The sequence below is a fragment of the Bradyrhizobium sp. genome (genome assembly GCF_049586575.1).
Lineage (GTDB): Bacteria > Pseudomonadota > Alphaproteobacteria > Rhizobiales > Xanthobacteraceae > Bradyrhizobium.
Genome location: NZ_JBAVCF010000550.1, coordinates 1 through 15,711 on the forward strand (window position 1 = coordinate 1; position 15,711 = coordinate 15,711).

The 15,711-nt window shown below is 61.6% G+C and carries 16 protein-coding genes; 5 read left to right on the plus strand and 11 right to left on the minus strand.

What is annotated here, in order from left to right:
• The 5 genes from WB528_RS20540 to WB528_RS20560 all read right to left on the minus strand — a co-directional run.
• Window positions 1-830 (minus strand): polysaccharide deacetylase family protein (locus tag WB528_RS20540; protein ID WP_423890242.1); only part of this gene is annotated, 830 nt, incomplete at its 3' end.
• 170 nt (window positions 831-1,000) lie between these two features.
• Entirely contained in the window at window positions 1,001-1,771 is a 771-nt protein-coding gene (locus tag WB528_RS20545; protein ID WP_423890243.1) for an ABC transporter ATP-binding protein, read from the minus strand.
• A gap of 7 nt (window positions 1,772-1,778) precedes the next feature.
• Window positions 1,779-2,687: an ABC transporter permease gene (locus WB528_RS20550; RefSeq protein WP_423890244.1), complete on the minus strand. Its 909-nt coding sequence runs from the start codon at window positions 2,685-2,687 to the stop codon at window positions 1,779-1,781.
• A 21-nt stretch (window positions 2,688-2,708) separates the two neighbouring features.
• On the minus strand, window positions 2,709-3,698 hold the full coding sequence (locus WB528_RS20555; RefSeq protein WP_423890245.1) for an ABC transporter substrate-binding protein: 990 nt from the start codon (window positions 3,696-3,698) through the stop codon (window positions 2,709-2,711).
• A 97-nt stretch (window positions 3,699-3,795) separates the two neighbouring features.
• On the minus strand, window positions 3,796-5,001 hold the full coding sequence (locus WB528_RS20560; RefSeq protein ID WP_423890246.1) for an amidase: 1,206 nt from the start codon (window positions 4,999-5,001) through the stop codon (window positions 3,796-3,798).
• Between the two features lie 212 nt (window positions 5,002-5,213).
• Here WB528_RS20560 and WB528_RS20565 point away from each other — a divergent pair, with 212 nt between their 5' ends.
• The 4 genes from WB528_RS20565 to WB528_RS20580 all read left to right on the plus strand — a co-directional run bounded on the left by WB528_RS20565 (window position 5,214) and on the right by WB528_RS20580 (window position 8,600).
• Window positions 5,214-6,638 (plus strand): MFS transporter, encoded by a 1,425-nt coding sequence (locus WB528_RS20565; protein ID WP_423890247.1) that lies wholly within the window; start codon window positions 5,214-5,216, stop codon window positions 6,636-6,638.
• Between the two features lie 148 nt (window positions 6,639-6,786).
• Window positions 6,787-7,092, plus strand: a complete 306-nt coding sequence (locus WB528_RS20570) for a hypothetical protein (RefSeq protein WP_423890248.1) — start codon at window positions 6,787-6,789, stop codon at window positions 7,090-7,092.
• Between the two features lie 151 nt (window positions 7,093-7,243).
• Entirely contained in the window at window positions 7,244-7,549 is a 306-nt protein-coding gene (locus WB528_RS20575; protein WP_423890249.1) for a hypothetical protein, read from the plus strand.
• 127 nt (window positions 7,550-7,676) lie between these two features.
• The gene (locus WB528_RS20580; RefSeq protein WP_423890250.1) at window positions 7,677-8,600 is read left to right on the plus strand and encodes a helix-turn-helix domain-containing protein; all 924 of its coding nucleotides are present in this window, start codon (window positions 7,677-7,679) and stop codon (window positions 8,598-8,600) included.
• Window positions 8,601-8,654: 54 nt separating this feature from the next.
• Here WB528_RS20580 and WB528_RS20585 read toward each other — a convergent pair whose 3' ends face one another.
• The 6 genes from WB528_RS20585 to WB528_RS20610 form a co-directional block, all read right to left on the minus strand.
• The gene (locus WB528_RS20585; RefSeq protein ID WP_423890251.1) at window positions 8,655-9,347 is read right to left on the minus strand and encodes an orotate phosphoribosyltransferase; all 693 of its coding nucleotides are present in this window, start codon (window positions 9,345-9,347) and stop codon (window positions 8,655-8,657) included.
• Window positions 9,344-10,432 (minus strand): dihydroorotase, encoded by a 1,089-nt coding sequence (gene pyrC / locus WB528_RS20590; RefSeq protein WP_423890252.1) that lies wholly within the window; start codon window positions 10,430-10,432, stop codon window positions 9,344-9,346. Before pyrC ends, WB528_RS20585 begins: the two co-directional genes overlap by 4 nt.
• A complete protein-coding gene (locus WB528_RS20595; RefSeq protein WP_423890253.1) occupies window positions 10,429-11,721 on the minus strand; it encodes a Zn-dependent hydrolase in 1,293 nt (430 codons plus the stop codon). Before WB528_RS20595 ends, pyrC begins: the two co-directional genes overlap by 4 nt.
• Window positions 11,718-12,680: a dihydroorotate dehydrogenase gene (locus WB528_RS20600; protein WP_423890254.1), complete on the minus strand. Its 963-nt coding sequence runs from the start codon at window positions 12,678-12,680 to the stop codon at window positions 11,718-11,720. The genes WB528_RS20595 and WB528_RS20600 overlap by 4 nt, the downstream gene beginning before the upstream one ends.
• Window positions 12,677-13,546, minus strand: coding sequence for a dihydroorotate dehydrogenase electron transfer subunit (locus WB528_RS20605; protein WP_423890255.1), 870 nt, complete (start codon window positions 13,544-13,546; stop codon window positions 12,677-12,679). The genes WB528_RS20600 and WB528_RS20605 overlap by 4 nt, the downstream gene beginning before the upstream one ends.
• Before the next feature lie 184 nt (window positions 13,547-13,730).
• On the minus strand, window positions 13,731-14,963 hold the full coding sequence (locus WB528_RS20610; RefSeq protein ID WP_423890256.1) for an MFS transporter: 1,233 nt from the start codon (window positions 14,961-14,963) through the stop codon (window positions 13,731-13,733).
• A gap of 314 nt (window positions 14,964-15,277) precedes the next feature.
• Between WB528_RS20610 and WB528_RS20615 the strand changes: the two genes are divergently transcribed.
• Window positions 15,278-15,412, plus strand: coding sequence for a hypothetical protein (locus WB528_RS20615; RefSeq protein ID WP_423890257.1), 135 nt, complete (start codon window positions 15,278-15,280; stop codon window positions 15,410-15,412).
• Window positions 15,413-15,711: the final 299 nt, after the last annotated feature.

Consider the following 15,711-nt stretch of genomic DNA (forward strand, 5'->3'; position numbering starts at 1 on the left):
CCCGTGAAGAAGCCGGCATCGGGTGATGCCGTCAGCAGGTCAAGCATGCGTTCCAATTCATGGATTCGGTGTGGGACCGATATCAGATGCGGGTGCAGTCCGATCGCGAGCACGATCGCGCTGTCGCGACATTCCGTCTCGAACCGGCGCAGCGTGAATTCCAGACGCCTCGCCATCTCGCCCGTCGCATGCCGCTCGATGGCATAGATGATGGAGTCATTGACCTCAAGGTTGTAAGGCATCGCGATTAGAGCACCTTCGGTTGTATTCAACCATGCCGGCCGGTCATCGACCACCCAATCGCAGACGTAGTCGATCCCCTTGCGCTTGAGAATTTCGGGCGTATCGACGGTCTCGCGCAATCCCGGCGACAGCCAGCCGCGCGGACGCCGTCCGGTAAAATCAGCGATCTTGTCGAGGCTCGCGCCTATCACCGCCTCTTCGCCGCCCTCGACATGGTTGATAGCTTTCTGATGCATGCCGTGGCCGATGAATTCCCACCCCGCGTCGCGCATCGCTCTGGCGGCTTGCGGATAGGCATCGATGACGCCTGCATTGAAGCTCGTCGAAGCCGGTAGACCACGCGATGCAAACGCCTTGAGAATTCGAGGCAGCCCGGCCCGCATGCCATAGTCGGCCCAGGAAAAGTTCGGCACGTCCGGCACGGTTTCGCGGCCATGCGGCGGCGTAACGATGGTGCGCGGCATCGGCTGATCGAATTGCCAATTCTCGACGTTGACGACGAGATGAACCAGGATTCGCTTTCCATCCAGCGGCGGCAATGCCGCACGGTCAGACGACAACAGATAAGGAATACGCGGATTTGCCATTGACGCCCTCTCGTGTCCCGATTCCGAAGTTCGTAGCAACTTGCGGAGCCACTTTCGAACTTCGGAATCGAAAGGATACTAGCAAACCTATTGAGCTGGTGTGGCTTTGGTTCAGAAGTCCGCATGACGAACCCGCGGCAAACAACGATGCGAACTTCTGAACCGCCGCACTAGACCGGAGCGGCGCTGACCTTCATGTCGGACATGATGCGCGCCTTATAGGCCATGAAGTCCGCACTGGTCAGGCTCGCAATCGAACGCGGGCGCGGCAGCGTGATCGGAATGGTGCGGATGATCCGGCCCGGCCGCGCCGACATCACGCAAATCCGATCCGACAACAGGATCGCTTCGTCGATGTCATGAGTGACGAACAATACGGTCGTGCCGAGCGACTGCCAGACATCCAGCAGTAGCTGCTGCATGGACAGCCGTGTCTGCGCGTCGAGCGCGCCGAACGGCTCGTCCATCAGGAGCGCTCTCGGCGACATCGCCAGCACGCGCGCGATGCCGACACGCTGACGCATGCCGCCCGACAATTGCACGGGCAACGCGTCGGCAAACGATTCCAGGCCGACCAGCTTTAGCAGGTTGCGCGCCTTCGATTCATATTCGGCACGCGGCACGCCCTGAACCTGCGGCCCGAAAATCACGTTTTGCCAGACGTTAAGCCACGGAAAGAGGGCTGCTTCCTGGAACACGACGCCGCGGTCCGGCCCCGGCCGTGTCACGGTCTTGCCGTCGAATAGCAAAGTGCCCTCGGTTGTCTTCTCGAAGCCCGCGAGCAGATTGAGCAGCGTCGATTTTCCACAACCCGACGGGCCCAGAAGCGCAACGAACTCGCCCTCGCCGACGGCGAGATTGATGGCCTCCAGCGCCCGGACTTCGGTCTGGCCCGAGAAAGTCTTCGATACGTTTTCGAAAGCGATCGTGCCCATCGTCATCACATCGTCATGACTGGAACGATTGCAGCCGCCGCCACGCCAGCACCCATTGTTCGATCAACAGGATGACACGATCACTGATCAGGCCGAGCAAGCCGATGGTCGCCATGTCGGCAATGACGACATCCATTCGGCCGACATAATAGGCGTCCCACAGCACATAGCCGAGACCGGATTTGACCGCGACCATTTCGGCGACGATGACAGCCGTCCAGGCAATGCCGAGCCCGATCCGAAGCCCTGTGAAGATCGACGGCAGCGAAGCCGGCAGCACGACCCGCCGCAGGATCGTCCACCTTCCCGCGCCCATCATCATCGCGGCGCGGACGAGATTGCGCTCGATGTCGCGCGCACCCTGCGCCGTGTTGACCACGATCGGATAGAACGCGCCAAGCGCAATCAGGAACACCGCGCCCATATCGCGAATGCCGAACACCGCGATCGAAAACGGCAGCCACGCTGTGATCGGGATCGGCCGCAGCAATTGAACGGTCGGATCGAGCGTACCGGAAGCAATCCGATTCCACCCGATCGCAAGCCCGACCGGCACGGCGACCATGATCGCGGCGACAAATCCCTTGCCAACGCGTTCGGCGGAAAACAGCAAGTTGGCAAGCCACGTGCCGCTATAGGGATTGAGGCTGAGGCCGGTTGACCCGAAAGCCCACACCTTCCATGCATGCCAGACCTTGTCCGGCGTCGGCAACACGCCGCCGAACAGTGAACCGCCGTTGCCCGCCCATTGCCAGAGCACGATCACCAGAACGGGAAGGACGATGGCGAGAAGGAGTTGCCGAAGGCTCCTGCGGCTGGCAGGAGCAAGCATCAACGAAGTCAGGCGAGAGGCCGAGGATTCGCCCCTTGAGACGATAGGTCCGGTCGAGATCGACATCTTGAGAAAATCCTCGCGAGCCAACGGCGCGGCTCGCTGCTCGCCCTATTTGCCTAAAGCCTTGTCGACGAAGGAGCCGTCCCAATGCGCATCGATCTGGTCGGAGACGTCCTTCTGGATCACGCCGAGGTCGGCAAAGCCCTTGGCCTGCCGCTTGATCTGATCCGGCGAGATCACCTCGCCCAGCTTGATGATCTTCGAGGCCCGCGCCGCGACATCCGGCGCCATGCCGGAGAGTTGCGCGTAAGCATCGGCAAAAGCGGCGGGCGATTTGGCGAGTTCCTCCTGCTTGCTGAGATAAGCCCAGACAAAGCGCTCGATCGCGGCCCGCTTGCTGTCGACCGCCGTCTTTGTCGTCATGAACATTCCTAGCTCGGCGCCAACCGCTTTCGACGAACCGTATTCGAGCCCCTTGGCGAAGAAACCGTAACCGTCCATCACGGGGATGGATTCGAAAGGCTCCCAGGTCACGAGGCCATCGACCTCGCCCTTCTTCAAGGCCTGGTCGAAATTGGCGCCGCCGCCCTGAATGTTGACGGCTTGAAAGCTGTTATAGGGAATGCCGTTTTCGACCAGGGTCGCTGCGAACTGAAACCAGACCGCCGATCCCGGCGCGATCGCGATCTTCTTGCCTTTCAGGTCGCTCCAGGAATCGAACTTCACGCCCTCACGGCCGATGACATATTTGGGCGAAGAACCCACCCCCATCAGCCCGACCACATTGGTCGAACCCTGCGCGAGCGAGATCGCAAGATCGGCCGGCCCAACCGAGGCGGCATCGAGAGAGCCCGCCAGCAGTGCGGTGCGCGCGTCGGCGTAGCGAACGAATTCGACAAGCTTGAGGTTGACGCCGAGTTTCTTCAATTCGTCGGCGATCAGAATGACCGGCGCGAGATGGCCAACCTTCTGGTAACCGACCGTGAGCTCGACCGGCTGGGCCAGTGGCGCCGGCTCGGGTCCGACCGCCTTTGCCGGCAACGGCCCGATGGCCGCTACGACGAACAAAAGCCAAGCAACCTGCTTCAATCTCCGCACGATCCGCCTCCGTTGCGATCAGCCAATAGCTGTAATCCACCAACAAAGACTGCACCAACTCGCGCCCGTTGTGCAACCGACCGCGACCATTTGGCAGTCATGGCTCGTCGGCAATCTCGGATGCGATCGCCGAGGGCACGCGACCGTGCCAGTCGGACCGTTCCTGCAGCTGGACCGCGATCTGAAGCAAAAGGGTCTCGCTGCCCGGCCGTCCGATCAGTTGCAGGCCGACCGGCATTCCGCCGCTGTCGAAGCCCGCGGGAACTGCAAGCGCCGGCAACCCGAGATAGTTGACGAAACGGGTGAAGCGGCTCAGCGCATAGAGCACGCGCGGATTGAAATGCGCGGATGCCGGATTAACGTCGTTTACCTGGGGTGTCCTGATCGGCATCACGGGCAGAACGGCGACGCCGTCCGCGCCAAGACAGGACAAGATAAATTGATCGCGAAGCGCCGCGCGCGCGGCCAATGCCGCGGTGAGATCTGGATCGGATATCGAGAGTCCCTTGGCAAGGCGCTTGCGCAACGTGGCGTCGGTGGCCGGATCATCGATACGCCGGCCGTGTTCACGGGCTGGCTCCGCGAGCAGGACGGTCAAGGCGTGCCTGTCAGCTTCTTCTGGAAATCCGGACCGCGTTTCGACCAGCATACCGCTCTCGGCGAGCAGAGCCACAGCGCCACGACAAACCCCGGCAATCTCCACGTCGCTGGCACCGAACGCATCCTGCAAGACAACTACTTTCTTCGGCTCCTCCGTTCTGGCGAGCCGATCGCCGGAAACGATGGGCCACAGCAAGGCAAGGTCGGCCGCGCTTCGCGCGAAGATTCCGAAGCTGTCGAGGCTCGGCGCGAGCGCCATGGCCCCGTCGAGCGGAATCTTGCCATAGCCCGACTTGAGCGCCGTGACGCCGCAGCAATGCGCCGGCATTCGCACGGAGCCGCCGGTATCGGAGCCGAGCGCAGCAAAGCAACAGCCGGACGCGACCAGAATGGCGGAGCCTGTCGAGGAGCCGCCTGGAATGCGATCGAAGTTCCATGGATTGAGCGCGCCGCGTCGTGTGAAGCCGGACGGCTCACAAGCCAGCTCGGTCATGACAGCCATCCCCATGAGGCTGGCTCCGGCCTGATCGAGGCGGTCGATCACCGATGCGCGTGGCAGCGCCGGCGCTTGCGGGGTTGAACATCCCCATGACGGCCGGCTGCGTCCGGTTGCGAACATGTCCTTGGCAACGTAAGGCAGGCCCGCAAGCGGGCCCTGACGTGCAGCTTCAGAAGGATAGATATGCTCGACCGCACGGAGCATCCGACCGATATGCGCCAGCCGCCGGCGGCATTGCTCTAGCGCCGCGGTCCTGTCAGGTCCAGAGAGTGAACTCCAATCCGGCAGTCGGGCAGTCGATGTCGCAACCGATGTCATGGCTTCTCGTTATCACTGCCTGGATCAGCGGCTTTTGCGGAAATCCGCGACCTATGCGAGGTTCAACCAAAACTCGATACCATGAGGCCAGTCGATACGTGAAGTCAGATGAAGTGATCCATCATGCCGACGGATTGCCGCAACCGCAACTCGGCTGGGCGATCCTGACGATTGCGATCGGCCTGATCATGGCGGTGATGGACGGCGCGATCGCCAACGTGGCGTTGCCCACGATCGCGCGCGACCTCCATGCCAGTCCGGCTTTTTCGATCTGGATCGTCAACGGTTATCAGCTCGCAATCACCATCTCGCTGTTGCCGCTGGCTTCGCTTGGCGAAATCGTCGGCTATCGCCGCGTGTACATTGCCGGGCTCGCGCTGTTCACCCTGGCGTCGCTGTTCTGTGTGCTCGCGCACACGCTGACGCTTCTGACCATCGCCCGCGTCCTGCAAGGATTCGGCGCTGCCGGGATCATGAGCGTCAACATGGCGCTGGTCCGGCATATCTATCCGCGCGCGATGCTGGGGCGGGGGATCGGCATCAACGCGATGGTGGTCGCGGTATCCGCAGCCGTCGGCCCGACGATCGCGGCCGGCATTCTCGCGATAGGGTCGTGGCCGTATCTGTTTGCGATCAATGTGCCGCTCGGCATTGGCGCGCTGGTGATTGGCGTCAAATATCTTCCGTACACCAAGCCCGCGGGCCACGATTTCGACTGGATGAGCGCGGCGCTCAGCGCAGCAGCCTTTGGACTCGGCCTCGCCGGAATCGACAGCATCGGCCACGATGAAGGTGCCGCGATTGCGCTCGCGGAATTTGGCGGCGCGGCGGTCGCGGGCTTTCTTCTGGTGCGCGCGCAAACGCATGTGAAATCGCCGCTGCTACCGCTGGATTTGCTGCGCATCCCTATTTTCGCTCTGTCGATTGCGACCTCGATTGCGTCCTTCTGCGCGCAGATGCTGGCCTTTGTCGCGTTGCCGTTCTATCTCGAAAACCGTTTTGGATATTCAGCCGTCGAGATCGGGCTCCTTATCACGCCCTGGCCGATCGCGGTTGCGTTCGCGGCGCCCTTCGCCGGGAGGCTGGTGGAGCGCTATCCGTCCGGGCTTCTCGGCGGAATTGGCCTCTTGCTGTTTGCGCTCGGCCTCGGCGCGCTCGCTTGGCTACCGCTTCATCCCTCGCCGTTCGACGTCGCCTGGCGGATGGCGGTGGCCGGCGCCGGATTTGGCCTGTTCCAGACGCCGAACAACCGCACCATGATCGCGGCAGCCCCACGCGAACGCAGCGGCGGCGCCAGCGGCATGTTGGGAACCGCGCGCCTGTTGGGACAGACCATCGGTGCTGCACTGGTGTCGCTATTGATCGCCCGTTTCGTACTGGACGGCACCCGGCTCGCTCTGCTGGTCGCGGTTGGCTTCGCGGTCACCGGTGCTGCCTTGAGCACGCTTCGATTGTCGGAGGCCGGCTCCAGAGGCGCCGAACGGGTCCGGGTCCAGGAAGACCAGCGGCTGAGGGGCGAATAGTGGAGCTTCTCTCAAGCGCTCTTCAAAAACTCTCATACAAAACACTTCGCGTACAAATTTGTAAACTAGTCTCAAATTTTATTGCATAGGTGTCTTCCGCCTGCTATAAACAATCGCTTTCTTCGCGCCTCGAAAGAGAGAAAGCATCATGGGTGAACTCCACGACTGGCTGTCGCGCCAGCATCATGGCCTGAAGACTTTCAAGGCCTTTCGACAGAACATGCTCGACCGTGTTGCGACCGATACGCCTCATCGCGCGCTCTATCGCCTGCTCGCCGGACTGACCGAGGAATATATCGCCAAGTACGATGGCGAGGCGGTTCCGGTCGAGGTCGCCGAACAGACCTTCCGCCATCTGCTTGAGGTCGTTGCCAAGGCGGAAAGCTCGGTGACGGCGCCGGCGCCACAGCAAATTCAGATCTTGAATGAACTGGCGGCCGCGAGGCTCGTGTGATGCTTTAACGAGTTGCGTCGGACCCCTGAACCGAGAGGTTTTCGCCCTGCACTCGGCCGCGGGCTTCTCTCCAAGAGGCTCCAGGAAATACTTGCTATAAAAGGGTTTTCGTGATATCGATGGTTGTTTCTTCTTGAGTAGAGGAAACAACATGGTTGAGTTGCATAGCTGGCTTTCACATCAGCATTCAGGTCTACGGACCTACGTCACCCTTCAGCAAATGACGGACGAACTGGCGGAGACCGACGCCGAGCATCGCGCGGTCTACAGGCTGTTGTCGTCGATCATCGACCCCTTCATCGCGTCGTTTGACGAGGAGCCGCTTCCCGCAGGCGTCGCCGAGACGACTTTTCAGCGGTTGCTCGCGGTCGTGCGCGATGCAGACAACTCGATCGCCCTCGCCCCGGACCAGCAGATCGACGCACTGAACAGGATTGCCGCGGTCGACCTGGTCTAGGCGCCAGAACCGCCCCCGGCTGTTTTTCCTTGATGTCGCCAGGGGCGCCGAATTAGGGCTTCCCTGAGGATTGAAAATCATGTACTCCCTTGTCTCAAATATGAGACAAATGGGACATGAGGCAGGCATGAACGCCACGAGCCACCGCTTTGCCGAGATCGGTGAAAGGCTGCGCGCCTACCGGATGGGCCGGGGATTGGCGGCGGAACAGGTCGCCGAACGACTCGGCGTGTCGCGCGCCGCGGTCTACCGGATCGAGGCCGGCGAGGTCGTCAAGATCGAGACGCTCGACCGCCTCGCCAATGTTCTGGAAACCTCCGTCGGCTCCCTGCTCGGCCTTGGCGTCGAATACTACGCCAACGCCATCAGCTATTTCGAGCGGATGCGGCAGATCGAGGAGAAATCCGAACAGGTCATCGCGCACTTCCCGCCTTTGTCCTACCTCCTGACCTCGGATAATTACGCGCGCCAGCTCAAGCAAACGTTGATCGAGGCCGCGCCCTCCTACGCCGATGACGACAAGGACTACGAGGCCGAGATCGACGCCATCGTCGCGGTGCTCGACGAACGCAAGCACGCCCGCCACCGCCGGCATCTTTCCGTCGTCAATTTCGTCAACATGCCGGAGATCGAGCGCTGGCTGAAGCTCGGCCTGGTCGGCCGCTTCGACCTTCCACCTCATGAGATCGTCGAGCGCAGGCTGGCCGCGCGCGCCGAGATCGAGCACCTCATCAAGCTGATCGAGCAGGAGCCGATGGGCATCCAGATCGGCCTGATCGAGGAGCCCCTGCCCAACATCACGTTCCAGCTGTTCCGCACTTCCGAGCGCACGTTGCTGGGCTTGAGTCCGTTCCGGCTCGGCGGCGAATTGCCGAACATCCGTACCGGCGTCGCCATGCTGACGGCCGACGATGAACCTGTGCGTCTATACGAACGACTGGTCGAAAAACTGTGGCGGCGCGCCCACAAGGGACGCGAGGCGGCGAGCCAGCTTCGCATGATCCTGGAGCGATCGGCGATGCGGGCGACCGGCACGCGAAAGGCGTCGTAGCCTGGAGCCGCAAACTCTCTTCGCATCTCCCAGCGGGGAGAGATGAAGACCTGATCAGCTTTGAACCGATCGCTTGGCGCGCCCACCGTGGCGTGTCGACCAGGCCACGGGGTCGGCCAGAAAACGTTCGATCTCGGCGCGATCCTGCGGCGAAACCGCGCCGGCCGCCGGCGAACGCAGAATGTCGGCCCAGGTCGCAAGCGGGTGCAACGTCAGGCCTGCTTGCGCGAGCCGATCGGCCGCGCCCGGAAAGACGTCGTGGTAGAAGATTGTCAGTACATGCTCGACGATCGCTCCGGCGGCACGCAGGCCGCGTGCAAAATTGAGCTTGCTGCCACCATCGGTGGTGAGGTCGTCGACCAGAAGGACATTGAGCCCGTCGACGTCGCCGCCTTCGACCTGCGCGTTGCGGCCGATGCCGAGTGGCCGTTTGCGGACATAACGCATCTTCACATTGAGTTTGTCGGCGAGCCATGCGGCAAAGGGAATTCCGGCGGTCTCCGCACCTGCGACCGCATCGATCGACGCTTGCGGCAACATCGCCGTCACATAGCGAAAGCCGAGTTGCGTGATGGCCTGACGCAAGGATGGATCGCCAAGGATGACACGAACATCGACATAGACCGGGCTGGCCCAGCCCGCTGCCAGGATGAAGGGCTGCTGCCGGCTGACATGGATCGCGCCGCCCTCAAACAACAGCCGTGCGACTTCGCCGCCAATCTCTTGCCTGATATTTTGATCGCTCATGGCGTCAACTTTCCGATCGACCACGGCAGCGTCTCACCACCCCGGAACACCACGACCTCGGTGTCGTCCACGGCGACCGCGGCCATCACAGGCTGCTCGCGCCGCTCCAGGGTGATCGTGCCGCGGTTGAGCTCGAGGCCATAGAACTTTGCGCCATTTACGGAAGCAAACGTTTCGAAGCGGTCGAGGGCACCCTCTTCATCAAACACCTGCACGTAGGTCTGCAACGCGGTCGCGCCACCAAATACGCCGGCCGAGCAGCATTCAGCTTCCTTGGCCGTCCGGCGATGCGGGGCGGTGTCAGTGCCGATGAAGAAGCAGCCTTCGCCCGAGGTAACAGCCTTGCGCAACGCGAGGCGATGGCGTTCGCGTTTTGCTACCGGCAGACAGTAGAGATGCGGACGCAGGCCGCCCTGGAACAGTGAGGTGCGGTTGATGACGAGGTGATGCGGCGTGATGGTTCCAGCCGTATGCGAAGCGTGGGCGCGCACGATATCGACGGTCTCCGCGGTCGTGACGTGTTCGACCACGACTTTCAGGCCGGCGTGCCGCTTCAAGAGCGGCAACAGGCTTTGCTCCATGAAGACGGCTTCGCGATCGAAAATATCCACCGCGGGATCGGTGGCCTCCCCATGAATCAAGACCGGCATGCCGATCTTCTCCATGCGCTGGAACACGGGAGCCAGCGCCGGGATGTCGGTCACGCCGTGATGCGCGTTGGTGGTGGCGCCGGCGGGATAAAGCTTTGCGGCGGCCCAGACGCTCTGCTTGAATCCCTTTTCGATTTCGTCAGGTGACGTGGCGTCGGTGAGATAACAGGTCATCAGCGGCTGAAAATCGGACGTCGCGGCGCGGGCTGCCAGTATGCGCTCGCGATAGGCTATGGCCGTCGCGACCGTCGTCACCGGCGGCACGAGATTGGGCATGATGACGCCGCGGGCAAACTGCGCGGCGGTGAACGGAAGCACGGCTTGAAGCATCGCGCCGTCGCGCAGATGCACGTGAAAATCATCGGGCCTGCGGATCGTGATGCTGTCCGCGCGTTTGGGCGCGGCGGCCTTCTCGAATAATTCGGTCACGCTCATTGGATGGCCTCTTCGATCGCCGCCCGCATTACCGCGATTCCCGCGACAAAATCATCCAGATTCATCGCCTCTTTCGGGTTATGAGAGCCATTTTCATTGCGCACGAATACCATGGCGCTGGGAATACCGGCATTGGCAAACACCGCGGCGTCATGCCCTGCCCCACTCGGGATTTCTTCGTCCGGGAGCCCCAGCGCTTGGGCCGCGCGCCGCAGACGCCGGACCCATTCCGCATCCATGGTGGCCGGCGCCGATTCCAGGCGGCGGTCGAAGGCGAATTCTACGCCGCGCTCTTCCGCGATGAGATTACATTCCGAGCGGAACAGATCGTAGAAGCCCTCCAGCGTCTCCTTGCTCTGGCTGCGCACCTCGAAGCTGAACGTCACCTTTCCCGGGATCCGCGCGATCGCGTGTTCCGCAGGATCGGTCCCGAAAACACCTGATGTCACGACGACATCGCGCCCGCGCTCCAGCAAAGTACGCCAGTGACGGTCGAGATGGGTCATCAGTTCGGCTACCGCGAACACGGCATCATGCCGTAACCAGCGCGGCACCGCACCGGAGTGGCCGGCCTCCCCGATACATTCGACGAAACGATGACGGACATTGCCCCTGATGCCGGTGACGATTCCAACCGGAAGCTCCCGCGCCGTCAGCACCGGACCTTGCTCGATATGAAGTTCGACCCAGGCGGCGATACGTTTGGCGTCGAGCAACGGTTCTCCCCTCTCGATTCGGCCGACGTCAACGCCGACGTCGCGCATGCAATCGCCAAGCGCGCGGCCATCGCGATCAACGGCCCGAAGGTCTTCGGCCGTCAATTTTCCAAACAGGGCCAGCGAACCCATATAGGCCTTGCCAAAGCGGGAGCTTTCCTCGCCGCGCAAACCGAAAAGTTTGACGGTGCGGCGGGGCACGATCTTGTCGCGCTTGAGGCGTGCGAGCACGGCAAGGCCCGCGACCACGCCCGCCGCACCATCGAAATTGCCGCCTTGCGTTACCGAATCCAGATGCGATCCGCAGGCGAGATACGGCAGATCACCCTCGCTGCCGGCAAGCGTCACGACCAGATTGGCGCCGGCATCGCGGACAGTCTCCAGTCCGAATTCGCGCGCTTTGGCTTCGACAATGTCGAGCGCCGTGGACTCGCGTTCGCCAAAGCTTTCGCGGGTGATGCCGACGCCGTCGAACGATGCTTCACGAAGGGCATCGAACAATTCGCCGGCCAGACGTCGGTCGTTCGCGTCGTCGACGAAGACGTTGCGGGAAGGTGCAGCCTCTGTCGTCATGTTGGCGGACTGAGCCAGGCGAGATCCTGATCGTCAGCCTCCTCGATCACGACGCCATGAACCAGATCGGTTACGCGATTGATCTCGCGTTGCAGGCAGAACATCTCGATGCCGTCGATGACGCTGACCATGGCCGCTGGTTGCAGGAAGGTTGCGGTTCCGACCTGCACGGCGGTGGCGCCCGCAAGCATGTATTCGATCGCATCTTCGGCTGACGAAATGCCGCCGCAGCCGACGATCGGAATCTTGACCGTCTTGGCGCACTGGAACACCTGGCGAAGCACGATCGGCTTGATCGCGGGACCCGACAATCCGCCCATGACGTTGCCGAGGCACGGCTTGAATGTCTTCAGGTCAATCGCCATCGAGAGGAACGTGTTGGCGACGACAACTGCATCGGCGCCAGCCGCTTCCGCTGCCCGCGCCACTTCGGCGATATCCCCGGTGTTGGGTGTGAGCTTGACCCAGAGCGGCAGCCTGGTCGCGGCGCGCAGCTCGCGCGTGACCTTCTCGGCGGACACCGCACGCATCGCAAAGGCCTTGCCGTCCTCCTCGATATTCGGACAGGAGATGTTGGCTTCGATCGCCGACACCCCCGGCAGCGTCAGTTCCGCAGCGAGGCTTGCGAAACCTTCCGCGGTCGGCGCGGAGATGCTGACGACCAGGGGCGGCTCGTAGGCGGCATATTTCGGAATGATTTTCTCGATAAAATGCGGCACACCCTTGGAAGGAATCCCGATCGCGTTGATCAGGCTACCCGGCCGCTCGACCACGCGCGGCAGCGGATTGCCGGCGCGCAACTCGCGGGTCACGGTCTTGGTCACGAAGGCGCCGAGGCGATTGAAGTCGATCACCTTGTCGAGCCCTTCGGCAAAGGTGCCCGACGCCGGCATCACCGGATTGCGCAGCTTGAGGCCGCCGACGTTGACGGAGAGATCAATTGAAAACGGCTTGATCATGGCAGCGCCTCCAGCAGATCGAAGACGGGCCCGTCCCAGCAGACCCTGCGACTGACGATCTCGCCTCCGACATTGAAGTCGCGGACGCAGCAGTAGCAAAGCCCGATGCCGCAGGCCATTTGCTGTTCCATCGCGACCTGTCCGGGAAGACCGAACTCGATCGCAAGGCGCTGCTGCACGCGCATCAGGCGGCTCGAGCCGCAGGTAAAGAACGCATCGCACTTTCCTTCCGCGATCAGGCCGCGAAGGATGCGCTCGACGTTGCCCGGCCCGCTGGTCTGCTCAGAGTCCGTCACCGGCACGACGTCAGCGCCGTGGTTTTTGAAGAGATCGACCGACACCAGAAGCTCGGGCCGCCGCGCGCTGAAGATCGCCGTAACCCTGGTGCCGTTGGCTTTGGCTGCCTTGGCGAGTGGGGCCAGCGTGGCAAGACCGGCGCCCCGCCCGATCGCCACGATATGCCGCCACGTTGGATCGAGCGTGAAGCCGGTGCCAAGCGGTCCCATGATATCGACGTGATCGCCGGGCTTGATCAGATCAAGCCCGCGCGTTCCGGCGCCGGTGACCTTGTACAAAAACTCGACCTGGCGTTTGACCGGATCCGCGCCGTAGAGGCTCATCGGCCGCCGCAGGAACGGCTGCTCGCCTGCGGGGTGCGGACAGAGCAATTGAAAGAATTGCCCTGGCTGTGCCGACGAGGCGACCTCGCTGCAGTCAACGACGAGGTGGCGATATTCGGCGTTGACGGCAATATTGGCGACGACCTTGGCAAGCTCGGCGACGATGCTGGGCTTCCAGGGGACGTGAGGAGATGCGGGCGGCATTACCACCGGCTGCACCTGATGCGATGAATGATCGAGTGACATGACGGCCTCTAGTGCCCATCTTCCGAAGTTCGTGCTCCGTCGCAGCACCCACTTCCACGAACTTCGGAAAGTGATGGGCACCAGCAAACCTATTGATTCCAGTGCCGCTCTTCTATTTGAAGTTCCTGAACCGAATTCGCTGCTTGCGGTGCGGGAACTTCAAATAGGCGGCACTGGTCGAACGTTACGTGAGCTGGGCGCCACGGCGCTCGGGGATCAACAGCCACATCGCCAGGATGTCGAACACGTAAAGCGTGGCGAGCAACGCGATCGCGGTCTCGAACGAATAGGCAGTCGCAATCGCGCCGACGATGACCGGACCAAATCCTCCGACGCCGCGGCCGATATTGAACAGCACGTTTTGCGCCGTGGCGCGCGCTGCGGTCGGAAACAGCTCGCTGATCAGCGCCCCATAGCCGCCGAGCATGCCGTTGACGAAGAAGCCCATGATCGCGCCGATAATGAGCAGTTGGATAGGATCGGTCAGGCGCGAATAGATCAGCACCATGACGGCGGCGCCGAACATGTAGCTGAAGAAAGCCGGACGCCTGCCGATGCGATCGGCAATATGGCCGAACATGAAGATGCCAAGCGCCATGCCGGCAAGGGTCACGCAGGTCCACGTCGCCGACCGCGTCAGCGCAAAACCGAAGCGAGTCGAAAGGTAATTCGGCAACCAGATCATCACGCCGTAGTATCCGAAGTTCTGCACCGAGCAGAGGATCACCATGCCAAGGCTGAGCTTGGTGGTCTCGGTGTCCTTCACCAGAAGATGCAGCGCCGATTCCTTCGGATGATCTTTCGACTTCGCGACGAACACTTCGGGCTCGTGGAGCGAGGCACGAATGAAATAGGCGGCCACCGCCGGAAATACGCCGAGCGCAAACATGCCGCGCCAGCCGATCACGGGCAGCAACAGCGGCGTGGCAATGGCAGCCAGCAGTACGCCGAATTGCCAACCCAGACCAACATAGGAAGAGGCTCGCGCACGTTTCGAAGCGGGCCACGCTTCGGCAACCAGCGCCATGCCGATTCCGAATTCGCCGCCAAGGCCGACGCCCGCAAGGGTCCGGTAGATCAAAAGATCCCAATAGCCTTGCGCGAACGCGCAAAGGCCGGTGAACACCGCGAATACGACAATGGTCCAGGTCAGGATGCGTACGCGGCCGAGGCGGTCCGACAGCATGCCGAAGCCGATGCCGCCGAGCACGGCGCCGATCAGCGTGGCCGTGACCAGTGAGGCCGATTGTGCCTGCGACAGATGGAGATCGCTTGCAATCGCCCGCAGCATGAAGCCTAGAATAAGAAGATCGAATCCGTCCATCGCATAGCCGATCGCCGAACCCAGCAACGCCTTCCGCGCATTGCTGTCGACCGTCGTCGGAACGCTCTCAATGCTGTCCGCCGTGATGCTCATTTCGACACCCCCTCCTCGTTTGAAATCCCCGACGTAGCGTAGCTTGTCATAAGCCTGTATCAATTACAATATTAATCTCAAAAATTATACATTACTGACATAACATATTCTTTTCGAACTACTTTCTTCCGTCTCAATAAAGAGAAATCCGCTTTTTCCTGCCCCTGAAGAGTGGCTCCAACGCGCCATCGAGGGGCGACCCTGAACGCATTCCAGCCGTTTCATCCTCATGCAAAAAACTGATGAAGACGAGGCACACTACAAATTTGGGCGGTCAAAACCCTATCGAACTGCACCAGTGCGAGGAGAAATCGATGAGCCACGCCCTACCGGATGTGCGCGCCGCGCCGACGCATCCCGATCCCTATCCTTATGGTGCGCGTCTCGTCTTCCGCTCACATTCGCATGCCGGTCTTTGGCGCTTGATGATGAAGAGCAGCCGGACATAAAAGAGGCTGCCCGTTGGCAGCCTCTCTCACTTCCATTCGGCTTTGGATTCTTCGTGCGCGCATCGAATATTGAATCCAAGCCCATTGCTGGCGCAAAAGCAACCATCCATTGGACATCATCGTCACAGCTTTTGGCAGAGCAAGAGTGTCCCGGCGCTATCTCAAGGCTCAGCGCCCAACAGGGGTGGCGAAGGCGTCGTAGACCAGTTTGCGAAACGCGACCCTGATAGGGCCACGCTCGTTATCGGTCTGCTCCATCAGCAGGTAGAACATGTCGAGCTTGGGATCGATGCCAATAT